The organism is Rhodoblastus sp. (genome assembly GCF_019449565.1).
Classification (GTDB): Bacteria; Pseudomonadota; Alphaproteobacteria; order Rhizobiales; family Beijerinckiaceae; genus Rhodoblastus.
Window position 1 is genome coordinate 1 of sequence record NZ_JAGRPM010000059.1, and the last position, 22,166, is coordinate 22,166.

Sequence of the window (22,166 nt, forward strand, 5' to 3'; positions counted from 1 at the left end):
CACGGAAATGGTGATGCCGGGCGACAACGTCTCGATGGACGTGGCGCTGATCGTTCCGATCGCCATGGAAGAAAAGCTGCGCTTCGCGATCCGCGAAGGCGGCCGCACCGTCGGCGCGGGCGTCGTCGCTTCGATCATCGAGTGACCATTTAAAGCCTAGTCGTAAGTCTTTGGAAAGGGAGCCATTTCTGGCTCCCTTTCTTTTTGTGCGCCGCCATCACGGCGCTTTGATTGGGCGATATATCGCTCGGGTGATAGCTTGCGAGAGCCTTCCAGGAACCAGGGAGAAATCGCCATGAACCATGTCGAATTGGTCAAGTCGCTCTACGCCGCCTTCCTGAAGGGCGACATCGACAAGATCCTGGCCGGGGCGGACCCCAACATCGAGTGGGCGTCCAATGCCGATCCGGCGCTTCTCCCCTGGGGCGGCGATCGCAAAGGCCTGCGCGAAATCAGGGCCTATTTTTCCCAACTGGCCGAAAATGTCGAAATTGAGAGCTTCACGCCGCGCGACTTTTACGCCGGCATCAATTTCGTCGTCGTGCTCGGCCATTCGACGGGGCGCATGAAGCGTTCCGGCGGCCGTTTTGACGATGAATGGGCGCATTTTTTCCGAATTACCGGCGGCAAGGTGGTCTCCTTCCGGGAATATCTCGACACGCACGCCATCGTGCAGGCTTATATCGGCGGCGACATACACGCGATCGGGCTGCCCTCGGGGGCGGAAGGCGCGGAGCGCCATCACTAGCCAGAACCCGCAAGGGGCTTGGGCCCATGCCTTTCTACGACCCCGCCAATTTGGCGGGGTCTGTTTTTCAGCCGCCAGCTCCCGACGGGATGGAGACGCGCTTTTTTGGTTCATTTGTCGTCTGGCGGGCTTGCGCGAGCGGGTTCATTGTGGCTAAGAGAACATCGCTGGCCGCGTCGAAAGACGCGCATGCAGGAGTGTAGCTCAGCTGGTAGAGCACCGGTCTCCAAAACCGGGTGTCGCAGGTTCGAACCCTGCCACTCCTGCCATTCATTTCACATATAAATCAAAGCATTGGCGAAATAAGTCGGTCGTCTCACGGGCGGCCTGTTTTTTCGGGTCACTCCTAGGGTGACAAAACTGGCGGTTCGGGCGCTCTGCGCGGTCGGAATGCCCTCCGTTCCGCGATTCTTGCGGTCATTGATCGCCAGTTTGAATGCTCAGGCCTGACCGGCGTCTGTCCGGTCTGCCGCGTCTGCCAGCATTCTGGCGGAGCGCGTGATCGCGCCGTAGTGCGCTACCTGCGGGCGCCTCCGGAATTGCGACTATCCAGAGCAACTTTCCGCCTCGGACGACGTTGAACATTTTGGACAGCGTTGAAAATTCAAAATTCCGCAGTCGCGCAATTGTCCGCGAAGCGGGTGCGTCGCCGGGGCCAAAACGCTCCACAAACTTCTTTTGTCTGCGAAACGATGGCGGCGGCCAAACGCCCCGGCGCTTGTCCAGGGGAGTAAAGCCATGAACGTCAAACACGCATTTGTCGGCCTGCTGATGGTCGCGTCCTTTGTTGCCGCCGGCACGCTCCTGCCGAACACTGGCCTTAGTCAGGATATGAAAGTTAAAGCGGCGATGGATGTTTTGAAGTCGAACGCTGCCAAACTCGGCCCGCCAAAAATAGAAGGGACGGATACCGTATCAGGCAAACAAGTGCCCGCTATCTATTTTGGCTCGACTAAAATGAATAACAATTTCGAACTTGTTGATGATGTCGTAAAGCAAGCTGGTGGAACAGCCACAATCTTCGTGAAAAGCGGGGATGATTATGTACGCGTCGCCACGAACGTGAAAAAGGACGACGGTTCGCGAGCCATTGGAACCATTCTGGATCCCAAAGGCAAAGCAATCGCGTCAATCCAAAAGAATGAAGCTTTCTATGGAGAAGTGGATATCCTCGGTAAGCCGTACATTACCGGATACGAGCCGATCCGAGACATGTCGAAAAGCGTCATCGGAGTTTACTATGTCGGTTATTTGAAATAGCTCGCTTGCCGGCGCCCGGTTCACGTCGTCTTGGACTTTGCTCCAGGTCCGATAGCCAAAAACAATCGGGCCGCCGGTACATCCGCGGCGGCCCGTCAGTTAGCTTCAGCCCTTGGGAGGAACCATCAGCTTGAATTCGATGTGGGGCGTCCTCTCCGCGCGACAAGGGTGCGCCGTGGCGTAGCGGCCGGTCTAAGCCTGTTCGCTGGCGATCGCGCGCTCGATGGCGTCGATAAGGACCTGGGTCTCGATGAATTTCAGTCGCGCCCGCTCTGCGGTGTCCCGGTCGAACGGCGCGGCCAGGGTCTTGGCAAAGGCGTCGCGGTCGGCGGTCATGCGCTCGCGCGCCTTTATCAATGTCGCAAGTCGCTCGCTCATGGGCTTCGCTTTCTGTTGGTGGTTTGGTCTTCAGAGTCCAAGCAGGGACCGCGCCCGTCGGTAGGCGGCCGCGCGGATATTCAGGCATCCTCAATGTAATCGAACAGGTATTTCGAAATTGGCTGACGCTAAGGACGGCCAGCTCTCGGGTTGAAGGCCCAGCTTGGATTGGATTTGGCGCCGTCGACGGCCACCCTCAAACGAAAAACCCCGCAACCGGTTTTCACCGTGCGGGGCCAAATCCTTGGCGGCTGTACATCCGAGCTCGCCTTTGAATTGAGAACATCATAGTTCGCGCTTATGGCAATTTCGCGACGCCGCCATCTGCCGCGACCACCGGCGTTTTGGCGCTCAAATGTGATGGACTCCGCCTGCTTCACGCCCGAAAATCGCCATTGTGGCGGTTATCATCAGTTCGGGCTGCTAAGACGTAGCCTCAAGAACCAGTCCGACCCGGGAGGAGTCATGACGCAGGTTAAAAAGGCGGATACACTCATTGGCCGCAGAATTCGTCTCCGAAGAATCCAACTCGGAATTAAGACCAAACCGCTCGCGACGAGCGTGAAAATTACTGAGGCCCGTCTCCAGGAGTTCGAAGCGGGACGAGAGAGCATCGGCGTCGAGCTACTTGCAGAAATTGCCGGCGCGTTGGGCGTGTCCTCGGCGTATTTTTTTAGCGCCCCACGAACCCGTTTTGCGCCGAGGCGCCCTCCAGAGCTCGATGTTCGTGAGGGCGCGCGATGAGATTTCGAGGCGCTGTATTCACGGGGAAATCACATTGATGTGGGTCATGGCCGCCCTGGCCTCCCGGCGTAGACTCAGCTCATGCTTTCAACAAACCGAGGCTGGGCGTGAATCATCATCATCGTAAAATTCTCCATTCGCTCTTTGCTCATCCCGTGAGCACGAATATCGATGTCAACGACGTCAGCCATGTGCTGGGCGAACTTGGCGCGGATGTCGAAACCAAGAACGGCAGCAAGATCGACGTCACCCTCAATGGGCATAAGGCGTCGTTCCATCGCAATAATCACAGCTTGCCGAAAGCCGAGGTGCTTCAGATCCGGAAGTTCCTTGAAACCTGCGGCGTCTCGCCGGAAGCCTTTCCGGTCTGATGCTCTCATTTTGACAAAGGGGCGGGAAGGGCTTTCCCTCCCGCCCCGCCAAACGCCTTCAGGCCTTGTCGATCAGGATCGCCCGGAAATCGTTGACATTGGTCAGCGTCGGGCCGGTGACGACGCTGTCGCCCAAGGCCTCGAAAAAGCCGTGACCGTCATTATTGTCCAGGGCCGCGAGCGGATCGATCTTCCGCGCCCGGGCGCGGGCCAGGCTGTCCGGCGCGAGCAAAGCCCCGGCGATGTCCTCCATGCCGTCCACCCCATCCGTGTCGCCCGCCAGCGCGTAAACGCCGGACAGACCGCCGAGCGTGAGGCCGAGCGAGAGAAGAAACTCCACATTGCGTCCGCCGCGCCCTTTTCCGCGCACGGTCACGGTGGTCTCGCCGCCTGACAACAGCACGCAAGGCGGCGCGAAGGGCTTGGCCTTCAGCGCGACGTGGCGCGCGAAGCCGCCGAAAACCTTGCCGACTTCGCGGGCCTCACCCTCAATGCCGTCGCCGAGAATATGTGCCGCATAGCCCGCCGCGCGCGCGATTTTTGCAGCTGCCTCCAGCGAGGCGAGCGGGGTGGCGATCAGAACGGCTTCGCTGCGCGCGAGGCGCGGGTCGCCGGGCTTCACGCTCTCGCTCGCGCCGCTTTCCAGCATGGCCGTAATGTGCGCGGGCGGCGCAATGTCATAGCGCGCCAGTACGGCGAGGGCGTCGGCGCAAGTGGTCGGATCGGGAACGGTCGGGCCAGACGCGATGTCGATGGGGTCGTCGCCGGGCACGTCGGAGATCAGCAAGGCCATGACCCGTGCGGGTGCGCAGAGCGCGCCGAGCCGTCCGCCCTTGAGCGACGACAAATGCCGCCGCACGCAATTCATTTCCGAGATGGTCGCGCCGCTTTTCAACAAGGCCGCGCTCAAGGCGCGTTTGTCGGCGAGGGTCACGCCCGGCGCCGGAGCGGCGAGCAAGGCGGAGCCGCCGCCCGAGATCAAAGCGATAACGAGATCGTCTTCGGTCAGGCCGCGCACCATATCTGCGATGCGCTCCGCCGCCTTCAGCCCGGCTTCGTCCGGCACGGGATGGGCCGCCTCGACGATCTCGATGCGGTCGCAGGGGACGCGATAGCCGAAGCGGGTGACCACGAGGCCCTCCAGCGGCCCCGGCCAATTATCCTCCAGCGCCCGCGCCATGGCGGCGGAGGCCTTGCCGGCGCCGATGACGATGGTGCGCCCTTTGGGCGGCGCGGGCAGATGCGGGGGAATGCAGAGCGCGGGCTGCGCGGCGGCGATGGCTGCGTCGAACATGCGGCGCAGCAGGCTCCTCGGGTCCATGTTTTTCCTCCCCCTCGAATGGGGCGACATTCCTTCGCCTCTGGGGCTATTGTAATCCGGAAACATTCCGGCGAAGGTCAGCAGAATGAGCCCCGCACCCAAAAATCTTCTATGGCTTCAGGCCGGCTCTTGCGGCGGCTGCACCATGGCCGTGCTGGAGCATGGCGCCGCCGGCTGGTTCGCCGAATTGAAAAGCTTCGGCATCAACCTTCTGTGGCACCCGAGCGTGAGCGAAGAGACTGGCGACGAAGTGCTGGATATTCTCGCCCGCGTCGAGAGCGGCGAGACGCCGCTGGATATCCTGTGCATCGAGGGTTCGATCCTGCGCGGGCCCAATGGAACGGGGAAATTCAATCGCATGTCCGGCACGAGCCGCACCCTGCTCGACATTTCGCGCAGTCTCGCGGCGCGCGCGGACTATTGCGTGGCGGTCGGGAGCTGCGCCGCTTTTGGCGGCATTCCGGCTGGCGACCCGGACCCGACCGACGCCTGCGGCTTGCATTATGACGGCGCCGAGCCGGGCGGGGCGCTCGGCCGCGACTATCGCTCAGGCCGCGGCCTGCCGGTGATCAATGTCTCGGGCTGCGCGCCTCATCCGGGCTGGATGATGGAGACGTTTCAGGCTTTGGCGCTGGGCGATCTCGCGGCGGATGATCTCGACGCTCTGGGCCGGCCCAAGTTTTTCGCAGCGCATCTCGCCCATCACGGCTGCTCGCGCAATGAATTTTACGAATTCAAGGCCAGCGCCCGCGTTCTCTCCGAGCGCGGCTGTATGATGGAGCATCTGGGCTGCAAGGCGACGCAGGCCATCGGCGACTGCAACCAGCGCGCCTGGAATGGCGGCGGCTCATGCACCCATGCCGGTTTCGCCTGCATCTCCTGCACCGCGCCGAATTTCGAGAACACGCGCAATTTCCACGTCACGCCCAAGGTGGCGGGGATTCCGGTTGGCCTGCCGCTCGACATGCCCAAGGCCTGGTTCATGACACTCGCGGCTTTGTCGAAATCCGCGACGCCCGAGCGCGTGCGGAAGAACGCCGAGGCCGACCGCATTGTCGAAAATCCGAGACGCGGCAAATGACGCGTCTCATCGTGGGGCCATTCAACCGCGTCGAGGGCGATCTCGAACTGACGCTCGACATCGCGGAAGGCCGCGTCGCGGAGGCGCGCGTCGCCACAACCCTTTACCGGGGCTTCGAGCAAATATTGGTCGGCCGCCCCGCCGCCGACGCCCTGACCATCGCGCCGCGCATCTGCGGCATCTGCTCGCTGTCGCAGAGCATGGCGGCGGCGGCGGCATTGCGCGGGATCAGCGGCGTGCAGCCCCCGCCCAATGGCGAACTGGCCGCCAATATCGCCCATGCGGCGGAAAACATCGCCGATCATCTCACGCATTTCTATCTGTTCTTCATGCCCGATTTCGCCCGCGCGGCTTATGCGGGAGAGAGCTGGTTCGCGCCGGTCGCGGCGCGTTTCACGGCGCTTTCCGGTGCGGCGGCGCAGGAGGTTTTGCCCGCCCGCGCGCGGCTTCTGCACGTGATGGGGCTGATCGCGGGAAAATGGCCGCATTCGCTGGCGATCCAGCCCGGCGGAGTCACCCGCGCGCTCGACCTCGGCGAAAAGATGCGGTTGATCGCCATCCTGAGCGATTTCCGCGCCTTTCTCGAAAAGAGCCTGTTCGCGGCGCCGCTCGAACAAGTGGCGGCCATTGAGACGTCGGAGCAATTGGCAAATTTCGCGCAAGGGCAGGGCGATTTCGCCGCCTTCCTGCGGCTGGCGGCGAGCCTGCGGCTGGAAACGCTCGGCGGCGTAGCCCTGCCGCTCATCAGCTTCGGCGCCTATCACAGCGCGCAAGGCGCCTTGTTCCCTGCCGGGCTATATGATGCGCGCGCGGCTGAGGCTCGGCCGCTGCCAATCGGGGCGATTGGCGAGGACGTGGCTTTTTCCTACATGCGCGACAGCGCGGCGGATCCGGCGCGATCCGTGACGCAGCCGGACGCGGATCGGGAAAATGCCTATTCCTGGGCCAAGGCGCCGCGCCTTTCCGGCGAGCCGGCTGAGACTGGCGCGGTCGCGCGGCAGGCGGTCGCGGGCGATCCGCTGATCCGCGCGCTCATCACGCAAGCGGCGGGCGGAACCAATGTCTTCGTTCGCGTCGTCGCGCGGGTGATCGAGATCGCGAAGCTGACGCTGGCGGCGGAAGGCTGGGCGCGCGAGATCCGGCTCAAGGAAAGCTTTTCCGAACATGGTCCGACGCCGCTTCACGGCGAGAGCATCGGCATGGTCGAGGCCGCGCGCGGCGCGCTCGGTCATTGGCTGAGCGTCGAAAAAGGCGTGATCCAGCGCTATCAGATCGTCGCGCCGACGACCTGGAACTTTTCTCCGCGCGATGCGCGCGGCGTTCCCGGCCCTCTGGAGCAGGCCTTAATCGGCGTCGAGACGGGCGCGGCGGGGGCGAAGGCGCCCGCGATCCAGCATGTCGTGCGCTCCTTCGACCCCTGCATGGTCTGCACGGCGCATTGAGCGGCAGGGTGTAAAGAAAGTTTTTTCAAAGCGGAAAAGGACTTTCCAACCGACACCAGAGCCGCGGCTGGAGGTCGTGACGAAAAACCTGCGCAACAAATTGAAATAAATACGAAAAATAGAAATAGTCCTGTTTTCGTTACGATTGGCGCCCTTCTTGCCAACCTCTCCCCAACCGCCCGTCTCGAAAGGCGCGGCGAATAAGACGACGGGAAAGGGGAGGCGCTATATGTCCGTTGCCGAGACATTTTACGATGTAATCCGCCGACAGGGAATCACGCGCCGGAGTTTCACGAAATTCTGCAGCCTGACCGCCGCCAGCATGGGCCTCGGCGCGACCGGAGCAGCCAACGTGGCCAACGCGCTGGAGACCAAGCCGCGCGTGCCGGTGATCTGGATGCATGGCCTTGAATGCACCTGCTGCTCGGAGAGCTTCATCCGCTCCGCGCATCCGCTGGTCAAGGACGTCGTCTTGTCGATGATCTCGCTCGATTACGACGACACGATCATGGCGGCGGCGGGCCATCAGGCCGATGCGATCCTCAAGGAGACCCGGGAAAAGTACAAGGGTCAATACATCCTTGCCGTCGAGGGCAATCCGCCGCTCAATGAAGACGGCATGTTCTGCATCGATGGCGGCCGTCCCTTCGTGGAGAAGCTGAAGGAAATGGCGGCGGACGCCTCGGCCATCATCGCCTGGGGCGCCTGCGCCTCATGGGGCTGCGTGCAGGCCGCCAAGCCCAATCCGACCCAGGCCACGCCGATCGACAAGGTCATCACGAACAAGCCCATCATCAAGGTGCCGGGCTGCCCGCCCATCGCCGAGGTCATGACCGGCGTCGTCACCTTCATCACCACCTTCGGCCGCCTGCCTGAACTCGACCGGCAGGGCCGGCCGCTGATGTTCTATTCCCAGCGCATCCACGACAAGTGCTACCGCCGGCCGCATTTCGACGCCGGCCAGTTCGTCGAGCAATGGGATGACCAGAACGCGCGCGAAGGCAAGTGCCTTTACAAGATGGGCTGCAAGGGGCCGACCACCTATAACGCCTGCTCGACGGTGCGCTGGAACAATGGCGTGTCCTTCCCCATCCAGTCCGGTCATGGCTGCATCGGCTGCTCGGAGGATGGTTTCTGGGACAAGGGGCCGTTTTACGAGCGCCTCTCCAACATCAACCATTTTGGCGTCGAATCCAACGCCGACAAGATCGGCCTGGCCGCCGCGGCGGTGGTGGGCGTCGGCGTCGCGGCCCATGCCGCCGCCACGGCGCTCGGCCGCGTTACCGTCAAGCATGACGACAAGGCGCCGCCAAAGGCTTGAGCGCGGTCGTCATTGCGGGCCGGCGGAGGCGATCTCCCCCGCTTCCGCCGGCCAGACGCCCGTCTCGCGACGGGCTACGCGCCGGCTAACAACGAAAATCCGAGGAAACATCCATGGGCGTCCAGACACCGAACGGTTTCAATCTCGATAATTCCGGCAAGCGCATCGTCGTCGATCCGGTTACGCGCATCGAAGGCCATATGCGCGTCGAAGTGAACGTCGATTCCAACAATGTCATCCGCAACGCCGTCTCCACCGGCACGATGTGGCGCGGCATCGAGGTCATCCTGCGCGGCCGCGACCCGCGCGACGCCTGGGCCTTCACCGAGCGGATATGCGGCGTGTGCACCGGCACCCACGCCCTGACCTCGGTGCGCTCGGTTGAAGACGCCCTGCAGATCAAGATCCCGGAAAACGCCAATTCGATCCGCAACCTGATGCAGCTCGCGCTGCAGGTGCATGACCATATCGTGCATTTCTACCACCTCCATGCGCTCGACTGGGTCGATGTCGTTTCGGCGCTCTCCGCCGACCCGAAGGCGACCTCGGCGCTGGCGCAGTCTCTCTCGCCGTGGCCTTTGTCCTCGCCGGGCTATTTCCGCGACCTGCAGGGCCGTTTGAAGCGCTTCGTGGAATCCGGCCAGCTCGGCCCGTTCAAGAATGGCTATTGGGGCAGCAAGGCCTATCGGCTGCCGCCCGAGGCCAATCTGATGGCGGTGGCGCATTATCTCGAAGCGCTCGATTTCCAGAAGGAGATCGTGAAGGTCCACACCATCTTCGGCGGCAAGAACCCGCATCCGAACTGGCTGGTCGGCGGCGTGCCGTGCCCGATCAATGTGGACGGGATCGGCGGCGCCAGCGCGATCAATATGGAACGCTTGAACTACATCACGGAAATCATTGATCGGACGATTGAATTCAACGATCAGGTCTACATTCCGGACGTCATGGCGATTGGTTCTTTCTACAAGGACTGGCTCTATGGCGGCGGCCTGTCGAGCAAATCCGTGTTGGCCTATGGCGACCTACCGGAAAACGCCAATGATTATTCGCCGGCGAATCTGCTGCTGCCGCAGGGCGCGATCATCAACGGCAATCTCAATGAGATTCATCCTGTCAATCACCGCGACCCGAATGAGATCCAGGAATTCGTGACCCATTCCTGGTACAAATATCCCGACGAGACCAAGGGGCTGCACCCTTGGGACGGCATAACGGACCCGCATTACGAGCTTGGCCCCAACACCAAGGGCACACGCACCAATATCGAAAGCCTTGACGAGAGCGCCAAATATTCCTGGATCAAATCGCCGCGCTGGAAAGGCAACGCGATGGAGGTTGGGCCGCTCGCGCGCTGGACCGTCGGCTACGCCCAGAACAAGGCGGAGTTCAAGGAGCCGGTCGACAAGCTGCTCAAAGATCTAGGCCTGCCTTTGAACGCGTTGTTCTCGACGCTCGGCCGCACGGCGGCGCGCGCGCTGGAATCGCAATGGGCCGGCTACAAGATGCGGCATTTCCAGAACAAGCTGATCGCCAACATCAAGAACGGCGACAGCTCCACGGCAAATGTCGACAAGTGGGATCCGAAGACCTGGCCTTCCGAGGTCAAGGGCGTCGGCTTCACCGAGGCCCCGCGCGGCGCGCTGGCGCATTGGATCAAGATCAAGGACGGCAAGATCGAGAACTACCAGGCGGTCGTGCCGACCACCTGGAACGGCAGCCCGCGCGATCCCAAGGGCAATATCGGCGCCTTCGAGGCCTCGCTCATGGACACGCCCATGGCCGACCCGAACCAGCCGGTCGAAATCCTGCGCACCCTGCATTCCTTCGATCCCTGCCTCGCCTGCTCGACCCATGTCATGAGCGAGGACGGCCAGGAAATGACCAAGGTGCAGGTCCGCTGACGGAATGCCCCTTCTCCCCTTGCGGGAGGAGGTGGCGCGAAGCGCCGGATGAGGGGACTTCCCGCGCATGCACCCCTCATCCGTCTCGCGCCTTGGGCGCGAGCCGCCTTCTCCCGCAAGGGGTGAAGGGAGATAGCAAAAACATTATAAGTTGGGGAGGCCGCGATGAATGTCATAACGCAGGTCAATGATATTTCGGACTCGCATGGCGAGAAGACGGTCGCGCGCCGCACCGTCTATGTTTATCAGGCGCCCGTCCGCATCTGGCATTGGATCAATGCGCTCGCCATGATGACGCTGTTTGTCACGGGCTATCTCATCGGCACGCCGCCGGACAGCGTCACGGGCGAAGCCAGCGCGCATTTCCAGATGGGTTATATCCGCTTCGCCCATTTCTCGGCCGGGCAGATCATGGCGGTCGGTTTCCTGCTGCGCATCTACTGGGCCTTCGTCGGCAACGCCCACTCCGCCCAGATCTTCTATATCCCGTTCTGGCGCGGCGACTTCTGGAAGGGCGTGCTGCACGAAATTCGCTGGTATGCTTTTCTGGAAAAATATCCCAAGCAGTATGTCGGGCATAATCCGCTCGCCCACACCATGATGTTCCTGGTCTTCACGCTGGGCACGCTGTTCATGATCGTGACGGGCTTCGCGCTCTATTCCGAAGGCGCAGGTCGCAGTTCGTGGCAATACAAGGCGTTCGGCTGGGTGTTCTCGATCTTTCCGAACAGCCAGGATGTGCACACCTATCATCATCTCGGCATGTGGGCGCTGGTGTGCTTCACCATCCTGCACATCTATGCGGCGGTCCGCGAGGACATCATGTCGCGTCAGTCGATGATCTCCTCGATGATCTCTGGCGAGCGCCAGTTCCGCGACGAGGACATCTGAGATGGACGCTGCTCCTAAAAAAATCCTCGTTCTGGGCATTGGCAATATCCTTTGGGCCGACGAAGGTTTTGGCGTGCGCGTGCTGGAGACCTTCAACACGCTCTACGCCGCGCCGGAAAACGTGAGCTTGCTCGACGGCGGCACGCAGGGGCTCTACCTCGTGCAATTCGTGCAGGAGGCCGATCATTTGCTCGTGTTCGACGCCATCGACTACGGTCTGGAGCCGGGAACTCTGAAGATCGTGCAGGGCGACGAAGTGCCGAAATTCACCGGCGCCAAGAAGATGAGCCTGCATCAGACCGGCTTCCAGGAAGTGCTCTCGGCGGCCGACCTGATGGGCGGCTATCCCGAGAAACTGGCCCTGATCGGCTGCCAGCCGCTGGATCTCGAAGACTGGGGCGGTCCGCTCACCCCGCCGGTGCGGGACCGCCTCGTGCAGGCGGCGGACCTCGCCGCCGTCATTCTCGAACAATGGGGCGCGCCTTGTCGCTTGCGCGCGCCCGGCGAGGCGATCGAGCCGCTGCTCGCCAATGACATCGATATGCAGAATTACGAGACGCGGATGGCCAATGTCCGCACGGGAGGATGAGATGAAGACCTTGCTGAAAACCGCCGCGCTGGCCGCCGCGCTCGCCGCCTTTCCGTTCGCCGCTTCGGCCCATCCCGGCCTGCACGCGGCGGGCTTCGAGGATGGCTTTATCCATCCCTTTACCGGCGCGGATCACCTGCTCGCCATGATCGCCGTCGGCTATTGGGCCGGCCAGTTCGCGGGCCGCGCGCGCTTCGTCCTTTCGGGCGTTTTCGCTGGCCTGATGGCGATTGGCGCCGCGCTCGGCTACCACGCCGAAGCGCCCGCCCTGGTCGAATATGGCATTGCGGCCTCAGTCGTGGTTCTGGGCCTTCTGCTGGCCTTCGATGTCAGAATGCCCGTCGCGCCTGCTGCGGCTCTGGTCGGCCTTTTCGCCCTGTGCCACGGCTTCGCGCATGGCGCCGAGGCGCCCGCCGCCGCGAGCCAGGCCTTGTTCTTCGGCGGCTTCATCGCGGCGAGCCTCATTCTGCAAGGCGTCGGCCTCGGCCTGTCCATGCTCCGCCACAGCAAGACTCTTGCTCGCCTCGCGGGCGGCCTGGTTGCGCTGAGCGGCGCCTGGATGCTCGGCTCCGCCTGAGCGGGCAGGGGACAAAAAGCCATGTGCCTGGGCGTTCCGATGCGCATTCTGGAAGGCGACGATATTTCGGCGCTTTGCCAGCGCGGCGACGAGCAGCGGCGCGTCTCGATGCTGTTGCTCGGCGCGCAGCCCGTCGGCGCCCAGGTTCTCATCCATATAGATACCGCCGTCCGCGTGCTCGACGCGGACGAGGCTGCGCTGATCGATCAGGCCCTGGATGGCCTTGCCGCCGCGATGCGCGGCGAGGATTTCGATTCCGCCTTTGCCGATCTCATCGACCGCGAGCCGCAATTGCCGGAACATTTGCGCTGAGAAGCTGAAAAGCTTCCATACACTTGTGCAAACTTACCTGCCATGTGACAGTCGCAACTAGCGGCGCAAGCGCAAGAAAACCTGCCATTTGCTGGCCATTTCCTTTTCTCCGGATTTGGCGCCGTTTTTGCGGAACTGAACGGAACTGCGCCCAAAGCGGCGAAAAAAGCGGATAAGAGGAAACGCCATGACTGCGCCCTTTCTGGACGCGCTGATTCAGCGCACCGGCCTTCCCGTCGTCGACGAGACCAATATCGACGCCTTTCTTGCTCCGGCGGCGGGCGAATGCCCCAATGCTCTGCTGTTCTTCTCGGGCGCTGGCGCTCCGCGCCCGGAAAGCTCGGATGTGGCCGCGGTGTTGCCTGAAATCCTTCGCGCATTCGCCGGACGGCTGCGCGGCGCGATCGTCGCGCCCGAGGCCGAGGCGAAGTTAAAAGGGCGTTTCCAGATTTTCGTCCTGCCTTCGCTCTGCGTTACGCGCGCGATTGAGCCGGTGGGCGTACTGCCGAAAATTCTCGACTGGTCGGACTATGTCCAGAAAATCGAAGCCGCGCTGGATCCGCAGGCGCCGGTCCTGAGCGCGCCCGCCAAGCCGAAGACGCAATTCACCTTTTCGCAGGGAGCCTGAGCGATGAAAGCGGGATTTTGGGTTGCGCCCGAGGGCGCCGAAGACGCCATGACCGTCATGCCGATCGGCGGCGATCTGCTTGAAGAGGCGCCAGGCCGCCGCAAGCTTTCGCTGCTCGCGACCGGCAGGGCCGAGGACCTGATTCTGGCCTGCCCGCGCGTCAGCAAGATATTGCCCGAAATCGTGGCCGCGCTAGAGACGCAGGACGAGAACGCGGCGGGCCGCCTGTTCGACCTCACCGAATTTTCGGCCGATGAAATCCTGCTGATCGAGGATGTGATCGGCGAGGGAGAGGTGGCGGGAGTGGTGTCGCTGCCCGACGGTGTCGGCGCGCAGATCCAGGAATCCGTCATGGCGGGCCTGTGGCGCGTGCGCTTCACCGATACGCAGGGCAAGCTTTTCGCCGATTATCTTGAAGTGTCGAGCCTGCCGGAAATTGCGCGCCGCGCCGCCCTGGTTAATTGCCAGCCGCTGGACGCCGGCGAGCCGCCCGCCGGCGCGATGAACGTCATGCCGCTGCTGGCCGAGATCGCGGGCCGCTCCGCCGCGCATAAGACCGGCGAGCCGACCCACACGATTACCTTTTCGCTGCTGCCGATGTCGCCGGAAGACATGAGCCATTTGCAGCAATGCCTCGGCGCTGGTTCGGTGCGGCTGATTTCCAAGGGATATGGCTCCTGCCGCATCCTCTCCACCGGGACGATGAATGTCTGGTCGGTGCAATTCTTCAACGCCATGGACGAGATCATTCTCGACACGCTCGAAATCGGCGACGCGCCCGCGGCGGCCCGCGCGGCGGAAGAGGATTTCCGTGACAGCGCCAAGCGCCTTCGCGAGATCGAGGAGGCCTATTTCGCATGACCGGTTTCGAGAATTTCGGCAAACAGCGAAATGTCGAGGACGATGCGAAAATGGAATGCGGCGTGTGCTGGCATGTCTATGACCCGGCGGAGGGAGACAGCGTCTGGCAGATCCCGCCCGGCACGCCGTTCACGGCTCTGCCGGAAGACTGGCGCTGCCCCAATTGCGACGCGGCGCAATCACGTTTCATGAGGCTTGGCGAAAATGAATGAAGGCGCGCGCATGGAGGAATGCGCGCGGCTCGCCGAAAAGCTGGAGGCGCATTTTCGCGGCGTCCACGCGGGCGCAATGCGGGATGTGCCGATCTGCAATGAAAATCTCGCCGTCGCCAGCACGGGGTTCCGGCCCTGCGGAGACTGGGCCTTGGGCATCGTCGTCACGCCCTGGTTCATGAATATCGTCGCGGCGCCACTTGCGGGCGCGGCTCCCGTCGCCGCGCTCCCGGGCGAGACGCAAAGCCTCGTCCTGCCGTCCGGCATGGTCGAATGTCTCGCGGCGAAGCTTGATGGCTTCGACCGGCTGCTGATGTGCTCGCTGTTTTCGCCGATGCAGGATTTTGAAGATCAGGAGGCGGCTTTGGCGACGGCGAAGGCCGCGTTTGAGCTTCTTCTGACGCCACCCGCGCCGCCGCCGGAGCCGCCAGTGCGGAGCATGGATCGTCGCGCCTTCTTTCGCGGTGGCGTTCGCGCGCCGGAGGGGGCGTCGTGAGCGCGGCCCCGGCCAATTTGATTCTGCGCGCCAAGCTACGCGACGGCGTGGTCGAGGACATCGACATTGTTTCGCCGCGCGCCGATCCTTCGCCGGTTTTCATCGGCCTGTCGCCGGACGAAGCCGCGACTTTGGCGGGGCGGCTGTTCTCGCTGTGCCCGATGGCGCAATCCCTGGCCGCACGGGCGGCCGGCGAGGCAGCCTTGGGCATTGAGGTCGACGCGGCGCGAGGCCGCGAGCGCGCGCTGAAACTGCTATGCGAGCGCCTTGGGGAAATGCTGCGCGCGAGCCTGCTCGACTGGCCGGGCGAGGCGCCGCCTGCGCCGGAAGATATTTTGCAATTGCGCGAGGCGCTCAAGGCTGTGCGGGAAATGCCGCAGACGGACGAGGCGCCCCAACAGATCGAGGCGCTGGCCGCCGCCATGCTCGGCCTGAACGATATGTTCCTGCGCCAGCTTGCGGCGGTCCATGCGGACGAGGCGAATTGGGAGCTGGCCGCGCAAGCGCCGGATTATCTGGGCTCAGCGGATGACGCAGCCGTGTTTGAGGCCATGACGCGCGATCCGGCCTTTTCCCGCGCGCCGGCTTTGCCGGGCCGCTGCGCCGAAACCGGCGCCGCCGCGCGGCAGCAGGCGTCAGGCGGTGGGCTGGCGGCGCGGCTGGCGGCGCGCCGGGCCGATCTGGCGGCGACGCTTGACGCCATTCGGGCGCTTTTGGCTGGCGGCGCGGCGCCGGAAGGGCTGCTGTCCGCGCAAGGAGAGGCGTCAGGCTGGGGCTTCGCGGCGGTCGATTCCGCGCGCGGGAGGCTCTATCACGCCTTGCGGCTCGACAGCGCGGAGCGGATAGCGGATTATCGCATCGTCGCGCCGACGGAATGGAATTTTCATCCCGAAGGGCCTCTCGCCCGACTGCTGCGCGGCGCGCGGATCGGCGCGGGAGCGGCGGCCAAAAAGCGGATTGAGCGGCTGGCTTTCGTCTTCGACCCCTGCATTCGCGCTTGCGCCGAAGTTTTGGACGAAAACCATGCATGAAATGTCGCTGACCGAAAGTGTCGTCGAAATTTTATGTGAGGAGGGCCGCCGCCAGGGTTTTGCGCGCGTCAAGACCGTATGGCTGGAAATCGGGGCGCTGTCCGGGGTCGAGCCGGGCGCGATGGAATTTTGTTTCGATGTGGTCACGCGCGGGACGCTGGCTGAGGGCGCGCGGCTGGAAATCGTCCGCACGCCGGGGCAGGGCTGGTGCCTGGATTGCGAGAAGAGCGTTGCGCTCTCCGAACGCTTCGGCGCCTGCCCGGAGTGCGGCGGCTACAAGGTGCAGATGACCAGCGGCGACGAAATGCGCGTCAAGGAACTGGAGGTCGAATAATGTGCACGGTTTGCGGATGCGGGACGGCGACTTTAGAAGGCGACAAGGCCCACGGCGACAAGCACGGCCATTCGCATTCCCATGCGCATGGCGATCATGACCATTCCCATGCGCATGATCACGACCACCACCACCACGATCATGATCATGATCATGACCACGGCCACGGCCACAGCCACGACCACGACCATGATCACCACCACCATGACCACGATCATGCCCACGGCGCGGGCGGCGAGGCGCTGGATTATGGCGCTGGCCTCGCGGGCGTGCATGTGCCCGGCCTGAGCCAGGAGCGCATCGTCCAAATTGAGCGCGATATCCTCTCCAAAAACCGCTCCTATGCCGAGGAAAATCGCGGCTATTTCGCCCGGAAGGGCGTGCTGGCGCTGAATTTCGTGTCCAGCCCTGGTTCGGGCAAGACCTCGCTGCTGGTGCGCGCCATCAACGATCTGAAGGACAAGCACGCCATCGCGGTGGTCGAGGGTGACCAGCAAACGTCCAATGACGCGGAGCGCATTCGCGCCACCGGAGCCAAGGCGATCCAGGTCAATACCGGCAAGGGCTGCCATCTCGACGCCCATATGGTTGGCCACGCGTTGGAGACGCTCGACATCGCTGACAATTCGCTTCTGTTCGTCGAGAACGTCGGCAATCTGGTCTGCCCCGCCGCCTTCGATCTCGGCGAGGCGCATAAGGTTGTGCTGCTCTCGACCACCGAGGGCGAGGACAAGCCGTCGAAATATCCCGACATGTTCGCCGCCGCCGACCTCATGCTGCTCAACAAGTCGGACCTGCTGCCGCATCTCGATTTCGACACCGACGCCTGCATCGCCCACGCCTTGCGGGTCAATCCCAACCTGCAGACGCTGATCGTCTCGGCGAAGACCGGCGAAGGCCTCGCCGCTTTCTACGCCTGGGTCGAGGCGCGTTCCGATCTGGCGCGCCGCAAGGCGGAAGCGCGGAAGGCCGGATGATGGACGCCGCCGCGGCCGAGGCGAAGACGGAAATGACGCGCTTGCGTCTGCGCCTGCGCGGCGCGGTGCAGGGCGTCGGCTTCCGGCCTTTCGCCTTCGGGCTGGCGGCGCGTTATGGCCTCGGCGGCTTTGTGCGCAATGACGCACAGGGCGTGATGCTCGAAATTGAAGGCGAGGAAACGGCCCATTATGTCGCGGCGCTGCGGCGCGAATTGCCGCCGCTTGCGCGCCTCGACGCGATGGAGATCGAGCCGGTCGCGCCGCGCGGCGACAGGCTTTTTGTCATCGAGGCGACGCGCGCCGGTTCCGCCCGGACTCGCATTCCGGCGGACGCCGCGACCTGCGAGAAATGCCTCGACGACGTGTTCGATCCGTCAAGCCGCTTTCATCTCTATCCCTTCGTGAACTGCACCCATTGCGGCCCGCGCTATACGCTGACGCGGCGCCTGCCCTATGATCGCGCGCAGACGTCGATGGCGGGCTTTCCGCTTTGCGCCGATTGCGCCCGCGACTATGCCGACCCTGCCAACCGGCGTTTCCACGCCGAGCCGATCGCCTGTTCGCATTGCGGGCCGCGCTTGTCGCATCAGCCGACGGAAATCGTCGCGGCCTTGCGCGCGGGGCAGATCGTGGCGCTGAAGGGAATTGGCGGTTTTCATCTGCTCTGCGACGCGAGCAATGCCGGAAGCGTTGCGCGGCTGCGGGCGCGGAAAAATCGCGAGGCCAAGCCTTTCGCGATCATGGTCGCAAATGAGGCGTCGGTCGCACTTTTCGTCAACCCGTGCGCGGACGAGCTTGACCTGCTGCGGTCTCCCGCCCATCCCATCGTGCTCATCGAGAGCCGCAGGAACCTTCCCGGCGCCGTCGCGCCCGACATGGCGCGGCTGGGCGTGATGCTGGCTTACGCGCCGGTCCATCACCTTCTGTTTCATGCGGCGGGCGGCGCGCGTGGTGCGGCGCTGGATTTCGCTCTCGTGGCCACCTCGGCCAATCCGGGCGGCGCGCCGCTCATCAAGGACAATGCCGAGGCGCGCGAAAAACTTGCGCGCATCGCCGATCTGATTGTCACCCATGACCGCGACATTGTCGTGCGCGCCGACGACAGCGTGATGCAGTTCGTCGATGGCGCGCCTTCCTTCCTGCGCCGCGCGAGGGGCTTTGTGCCGGAGCCGATCGACCTTGGCGCGGACGGTCCCAGCGTGCTGGCCTGCGGCGGCCATCTCAAGGCCACGCTAACGGTCACGCGCGGGCGCGAGGCCTTTGTCAGCCAGCATGTCGGCGATCTCTCCGACGCAGAGACTTTTCGCTTCTATGGCGAGAGCGCAGCGCATTTGCTGCGGCTGCTGGACGTGAAGCCCGAGGCCGCCGCCTGCGACCTTCATCCCGATTATCTCTCGACGCGCTTCGCCGAGCAAAGTGGCGCGCCCGTGCTGCGGTTTCAGCATCACGGCGCCCATGTCGCGGCTGTCGGCGCCGAACATGGCGCAAAAGGCGCGCTGTTCGGCGCTGCGCTTGATGGCCACGGTCTTGGCGAGGATGGCGGCAATTGGGGCGGCGAGGCTTTGCGCCTCGACGGGCGCGGCGGCTTTGCGCGGCTTGGCCATGTTGCGCCTCTGGCACTGTTCGGAGGGGACCGCGCCGCGCGCGAGCCCTTGCGCATGGGGATCGCGGCTTTCGCCGCGCTTGGACGGCTGGATGAGGCGGCGAGCTATTTCGCAGGCAAGCCCGAGGCGGCTCAGCTCGCGAAGATATTCGCGGCGCGTCCCGCGCCCGCCACGACCAGTCTTGGTCGCTTGTTCGATGCGGCTTCCGCGCTGCTCGGCTTTGCGGAACGGCAGGATTTCGAAGGGCAGGCGGCTATGCGGCTCGAGGCTCTCGTCCGTGCGCCGCGCGCGCTGGAAGGCGGCTATAATCTGCGCGACGGAAACGTGGATTTTGCGCCCCTGCTCGCGCATTTTATCGATGCGCGACCCGACGCAGGCGAGGGCGCGGAATTGCTGCACGGAACGCTGATCGAAGGTCTGGGCGCCTGGATCGCGGCTTCGGCCAAGCCGGGCGAAAAGATCGCGCTTGGCGGCGGTTGCCTGATGAACAGAATTCTCGCGGAAGGCCTCGCCGGCTTTTTGCGGGACAAGGGTTTCACGCCGCTGCTGGCGCAAAAAATCCCGCCCAATGACGGCGGGCTGTCGCTGGGTCAGGCCGCCTTGGCGCGGGCTGTCCTGACGGTGGGCTGAGACGGCGGCGCGGATAAAAGGGGAGAGGAAAAATGTGCCTGGCCATTCCAGTGCAAGTAACGGAATTGCTCGAAGGCGACATGGCGCGCGTCACGCTCGACGGTGTGCGGAAGACGATTTCGCTGGCTCTGGTCGATGACGTGAAGCCGGGCGATTATGTCATCCTGCATGTCGGCTATGCGCTGAATAAAATCGACCCCGAGGAGGCGGAAGCGACTCTCGCCTTGCTGGCGGAGGCCGGTCAACTTCAGGGAGCGGGCGCATGAAATATGTCGACGAATATCGCAACGGCAAGCTCGCGCGCGCCATAGCGGCGACGATCCGCGCCGAAGCCCGGCCCGACCAATCCTATCGCTTCATGGAGTTCTGCGGCGGCCACACCCACGCCATCGCACGCTATGGGCTGGAGGATCTGCTGCCGGACAATGTGCGCATGATCCACGGTCCAGGATGTCCGGTCTGCGTGTTGCCGGTAGGGCGCATGGACGACGCCATCAAGCTGGCCCAGCGCCCGGACGTCACGCTCTGCACCTATGCCGATCTGATGCGCGTGCCGTCTTCCAACGGCATGAGCCTGCTGAAAGCCAAAGCGGAGGGCGCTGACATCCGCATGGTTTATTCCACGCTCGACGCCCTGCGCATCGCGCGCGAGGAGCCTGCGCGCAGGGTGGTGTTCTTCGCCATCGGCTTCGAGACCACGACGCCACCGACAGCGATGGCCTTGCTGAACGCGCAGAGCGAAGGGCTAAAAAATTTCTTTGTCTTCTGCAACCATGTCCTGACGCCCGCAGCGATCCAGAACATTCTGGAAAGCCCGGATGTGCGCGAGTTGGGCTTGATCCGGATAGACGGTTTCATCGGTCCCGCCCATGTTTCGGTGGTGATCGGGGCCAGGCCTTACGAATTTTTCGCGGAGGAGTTCCAGAAGCCGGTCGTAATCGCGGGATTCGAACCGCTCGATGTGATGCATGCCGTGCTGATGCTGGTGCGGCAGGTCAACGACGGCCGCTACGAGGTTGAGAATGAATATATCCGCGCCGTCACGCCGGAGGGCAATCTCAAGGCGCAGGACATGGTCAGTCGCATTTTCGAACTGCGCGATACCTTCGAATGGCGCGGGCTGGGGCAGGTTCCTTACAGCGCCTTGAAATTGCGTGAGGAGTTTTCCGCCTTCGACGCCGAGAAGGTTTTCGACATCCGCACCGTTCCCGCCAAGGATAATCCGGCATGCGAATGCGGCGCAATCCTGCGTGGCGTGAAGAAGCCGACGGATTGCAAATTGTTTGGCACTCTCTGCACGCCGGAAACGCCGATGGGCTCCTGCATGGTGTCGTCGGAAGGTTCCTGCGCCGCGCACTGGACCTTTGGCCGCTTCCGCGACGCCAAACAGGAAAGGCAAGCGTCATGAATGCGCCGCGTCTCAGGTCCAGAAAGCTCGATTTGAAAAACGGACGGGTCGATCTGACCCATGGCTCAGGCGGGCGCGCCATGGCGCAGCTCATTGGCGATATTTTCCGCGACGCCTTCGACAATGAACTGCTGGCGCAGGGCAATGACCAGGCCGTGTTCGATATTCCGGCTGGCCGCCTCGCCATGACCACCGACGGCTATGTCGTCTCGCCTTTGTTCTTTCCCGGCGGCGACATCGGCTCGCTGGCGGTTCACGGCACGGTCAACGATCTCGCCATGGCCGGCGCGCGGCCGCTCTATCTCTCCGCCAGCTTCATTCTGGAGGAAGGGTTCCCGCTTGCCGACCTGCAACGTATTGCGCAGAGCATGGGCGCGGCGGCGCGCGAGGCGGGGGTGAAGATCGTGACCGGCGACACCAAGGTCGTCGAGCGCGGCAAGGCCGATGGCGTGTTCATCTCCACCGCGGGGATCGGGGCGGTACCGGACGGCCTGCTTCTCTCCGGCGAAAAGGCTCGGCCCGGCGACGCCATTCTCGTGTCCGGCTCGCTCGGCGACCATGGTGTGGCCATCATGTCGAGCCGCGAGAACCTGCAATTCGACACGCAAATCCTGTCCGATTCCGCAGCCCTGCATGGACTGGTCGCGGATATGGTCGCCGCCTGCGGTCCGCATTTGCGCCTGATGCGCGACCCGACGCGGGGCGGCCTCGCCGCGACGCTGAACGAGATCGCCCATCAATCGGGCGTCGGAATCCGCATCGAGGAAGACGCCCTGCCGATTAGGAAGGAAGTCGCGGCGGCGTGCGAATTGCTTGGGCTCGATCCGCTTTATGTGGCGAATGAGGGCAAGCTGGTCGCTTTCGTCGCGGCGGAGGCGGCGGACGAACTGCTTGCCGTCATGCGCGCCCATCGGCTCGGCGGCGACGCTGCGATCATCGGCCATGTCGTGCAGGACGCGCATTGTTTTGTGCAGATGACGACGAGTTTCGGCGGCGAGCGCATTGTCGACTGGCTGTCCGGCGAACAATTGCCGCGTATTTGTTGA

Annotated in this window: 25 protein-coding genes, 1 tRNA gene and 1 pseudogene; 25 read left to right on the forward strand and 2 right to left on the reverse strand. The window is 63.5% G+C overall.

Translation table 11 applies throughout. The annotated features are described in order from the left end of the window. The 4 genes and pseudogenes from tuf to QZ409_RS13920 all read left to right on the forward strand — a co-directional run. Positions 1-145: pseudogene (gene tuf, locus QZ409_RS13905) on the forward strand (elongation factor Tu); the annotation flags it as partial. A 150-nt stretch (positions 146-295) separates the two neighbouring features. Further along, positions 296-748, forward strand: a complete 453-nt coding sequence (locus tag QZ409_RS13910) for a nuclear transport factor 2 family protein (protein ID WP_296712413.1) — start codon at positions 296-298, stop codon at positions 746-748. Between the two features lie 193 nt (positions 749-941). Further along, positions 942-1,017: transfer RNA gene (locus QZ409_RS13915), tRNA-Trp, on the forward strand. Positions 1,018-1,486: 469 nt separating this feature from the next. Beyond that, positions 1,487-2,008 (forward strand): Cache 3/Cache 2 fusion domain-containing protein, encoded by a 522-nt coding sequence (locus tag QZ409_RS13920; RefSeq protein WP_296712416.1) that lies wholly within the window; start codon positions 1,487-1,489, stop codon positions 2,006-2,008. Positions 2,009-2,200: 192 nt separating this feature from the next. On the opposite strand, the gene QZ409_RS13925 is transcribed toward QZ409_RS13920, so the two are convergent. After that, positions 2,201-2,386: a hypothetical protein gene (locus QZ409_RS13925; RefSeq protein ID WP_296712418.1), complete on the reverse strand. Its 186-nt coding sequence runs from the start codon at positions 2,384-2,386 to the stop codon at positions 2,201-2,203. A gap of 465 nt (positions 2,387-2,851) precedes the next feature. Between QZ409_RS13925 and QZ409_RS13930 the strand changes: the two genes are divergently transcribed. Both QZ409_RS13930 and QZ409_RS13935 read left to right on the forward strand, forming a co-directional pair. Then, on the forward strand, positions 2,852-3,130 hold the full coding sequence (locus QZ409_RS13930; RefSeq protein WP_296712421.1) for a helix-turn-helix transcriptional regulator: 279 nt from the start codon (positions 2,852-2,854) through the stop codon (positions 3,128-3,130). Positions 3,131-3,285: 155 nt separating this feature from the next. Then, the gene (locus QZ409_RS13935) at positions 3,286-3,501 is read left to right on the forward strand and encodes a hypothetical protein (protein ID WP_296712423.1); all 216 of its coding nucleotides are present in this window, start codon (positions 3,286-3,288) and stop codon (positions 3,499-3,501) included. A 58-nt stretch (positions 3,502-3,559) separates the two neighbouring features. Here QZ409_RS13935 and QZ409_RS13940 read toward each other — a convergent pair whose 3' ends face one another. Next, positions 3,560-4,822 (reverse strand): glycerate kinase, encoded by a 1,263-nt coding sequence (locus tag QZ409_RS13940; RefSeq protein WP_296712426.1) that lies wholly within the window; start codon positions 4,820-4,822, stop codon positions 3,560-3,562. Between the two features lie 85 nt (positions 4,823-4,907). Between QZ409_RS13940 and QZ409_RS13945 the strand changes: the two genes are divergently transcribed. The 19 genes from QZ409_RS13945 to hypE all read left to right on the forward strand — a co-directional run bounded on the left by QZ409_RS13945 (position 4,908) and on the right by hypE (position 22,166). Then, on the forward strand, positions 4,908-5,903 hold the full coding sequence (locus QZ409_RS13945; RefSeq protein WP_296712429.1) for a HupU protein: 996 nt from the start codon (positions 4,908-4,910) through the stop codon (positions 5,901-5,903). Continuing rightward, positions 5,900-7,345, forward strand: coding sequence for a nickel-dependent hydrogenase large subunit (locus tag QZ409_RS13950; protein WP_296712431.1), 1,446 nt, complete (start codon positions 5,900-5,902; stop codon positions 7,343-7,345). The genes QZ409_RS13945 and QZ409_RS13950 overlap by 4 nt, the downstream gene beginning before the upstream one ends. A 229-nt stretch (positions 7,346-7,574) precedes the next feature. Beyond that, a complete protein-coding gene (locus tag QZ409_RS13955; RefSeq protein WP_296712432.1) occupies positions 7,575-8,666 on the forward strand; it encodes a hydrogenase small subunit in 1,092 nt (363 codons plus the stop codon). Positions 8,667-8,779: 113 nt separating this feature from the next. After that, entirely contained in the window at positions 8,780-10,570 is a 1,791-nt protein-coding gene (locus QZ409_RS13960; RefSeq protein ID WP_296712435.1) for a nickel-dependent hydrogenase large subunit, read from the forward strand. Between the two features lie 165 nt (positions 10,571-10,735). Further along, positions 10,736-11,461: a Ni/Fe-hydrogenase, b-type cytochrome subunit gene (gene cybH / locus QZ409_RS13965; protein WP_296712438.1), complete on the forward strand. Its 726-nt coding sequence runs from the start codon at positions 10,736-10,738 to the stop codon at positions 11,459-11,461. A gap of 1 nt (position 11,462) precedes the next feature. After that, positions 11,463-12,050 (forward strand): HyaD/HybD family hydrogenase maturation endopeptidase, encoded by a 588-nt coding sequence (locus QZ409_RS13970; protein ID WP_296712441.1) that lies wholly within the window; start codon positions 11,463-11,465, stop codon positions 12,048-12,050. A gap of 1 nt (position 12,051) precedes the next feature. Then, a complete protein-coding gene (locus QZ409_RS13975) occupies positions 12,052-12,627 on the forward strand; it encodes a HupE/UreJ family protein (RefSeq protein WP_296712443.1) in 576 nt (191 codons plus the stop codon). Between the two features lie 21 nt (positions 12,628-12,648). Beyond that, on the forward strand, positions 12,649-12,939 hold the full coding sequence (locus QZ409_RS13980) for a HypC/HybG/HupF family hydrogenase formation chaperone (protein WP_296712445.1): 291 nt from the start codon (positions 12,649-12,651) through the stop codon (positions 12,937-12,939). Between the two features lie 187 nt (positions 12,940-13,126). Further along, positions 13,127-13,567 (forward strand): hydrogenase accessory protein, encoded by a 441-nt coding sequence (locus QZ409_RS13985; RefSeq protein WP_296712447.1) that lies wholly within the window; start codon positions 13,127-13,129, stop codon positions 13,565-13,567. A gap of 3 nt (positions 13,568-13,570) precedes the next feature. Further along, complete coding sequence (locus QZ409_RS13990) at positions 13,571-14,428, forward strand: hydrogenase expression/formation protein (RefSeq protein WP_296712450.1); 858 nt, start codon at positions 13,571-13,573, stop codon at positions 14,426-14,428. Continuing rightward, positions 14,425-14,640, forward strand: coding sequence for a rubredoxin (locus QZ409_RS13995; protein ID WP_296712453.1), 216 nt, complete (start codon positions 14,425-14,427; stop codon positions 14,638-14,640). Before QZ409_RS13990 ends, QZ409_RS13995 begins: the two co-directional genes overlap by 4 nt. After that, positions 14,633-15,136, forward strand: coding sequence for a [NiFe]-hydrogenase assembly chaperone HybE (hybE, locus tag QZ409_RS14000; RefSeq protein WP_296712458.1), 504 nt, complete (start codon positions 14,633-14,635; stop codon positions 15,134-15,136). Before QZ409_RS13995 ends, hybE begins: the two co-directional genes overlap by 8 nt. Further along, a complete protein-coding gene (locus QZ409_RS14005) occupies positions 15,133-16,167 on the forward strand; it encodes a nickel-dependent hydrogenase large subunit (protein ID WP_296712461.1) in 1,035 nt (344 codons plus the stop codon). Before hybE ends, QZ409_RS14005 begins: the two co-directional genes overlap by 4 nt. Continuing rightward, positions 16,160-16,501 (forward strand): hydrogenase maturation nickel metallochaperone HypA, encoded by a 342-nt coding sequence (gene hypA / locus QZ409_RS14010; protein WP_296712464.1) that lies wholly within the window; start codon positions 16,160-16,162, stop codon positions 16,499-16,501. The genes QZ409_RS14005 and hypA overlap by 8 nt, the downstream gene beginning before the upstream one ends. After that, a complete protein-coding gene (hypB, locus tag QZ409_RS14015) occupies positions 16,501-17,478 on the forward strand; it encodes a hydrogenase nickel incorporation protein HypB (protein WP_296712465.1) in 978 nt (325 codons plus the stop codon). The genes hypA and hypB overlap by 1 nt, the downstream gene beginning before the upstream one ends. Continuing rightward, positions 17,475-19,712 carry a carbamoyltransferase HypF gene (hypF, locus tag QZ409_RS14020; protein ID WP_296712467.1) on the forward strand — a complete coding sequence of 746 codons (2,238 nt, stop codon included), beginning with the start codon at positions 17,475-17,477 and terminating at the stop codon, positions 19,710-19,712. The genes hypB and hypF overlap by 4 nt, the downstream gene beginning before the upstream one ends. 32 nt (positions 19,713-19,744) lie before the next feature. Next, positions 19,745-19,978, forward strand: coding sequence for a HypC/HybG/HupF family hydrogenase formation chaperone (locus tag QZ409_RS14025; RefSeq protein ID WP_296712469.1), 234 nt, complete (start codon positions 19,745-19,747; stop codon positions 19,976-19,978). Further along, complete coding sequence (gene hypD / locus QZ409_RS14030; protein ID WP_296712471.1) at positions 19,975-21,120, forward strand: hydrogenase formation protein HypD; 1,146 nt, start codon at positions 19,975-19,977, stop codon at positions 21,118-21,120. The genes QZ409_RS14025 and hypD overlap by 4 nt, the downstream gene beginning before the upstream one ends. Next, positions 21,117-22,166, forward strand: coding sequence for a hydrogenase expression/formation protein HypE (hypE, locus tag QZ409_RS14035; RefSeq protein ID WP_296712475.1), 1,050 nt, complete (start codon positions 21,117-21,119; stop codon positions 22,164-22,166). The genes hypD and hypE overlap by 4 nt, the downstream gene beginning before the upstream one ends.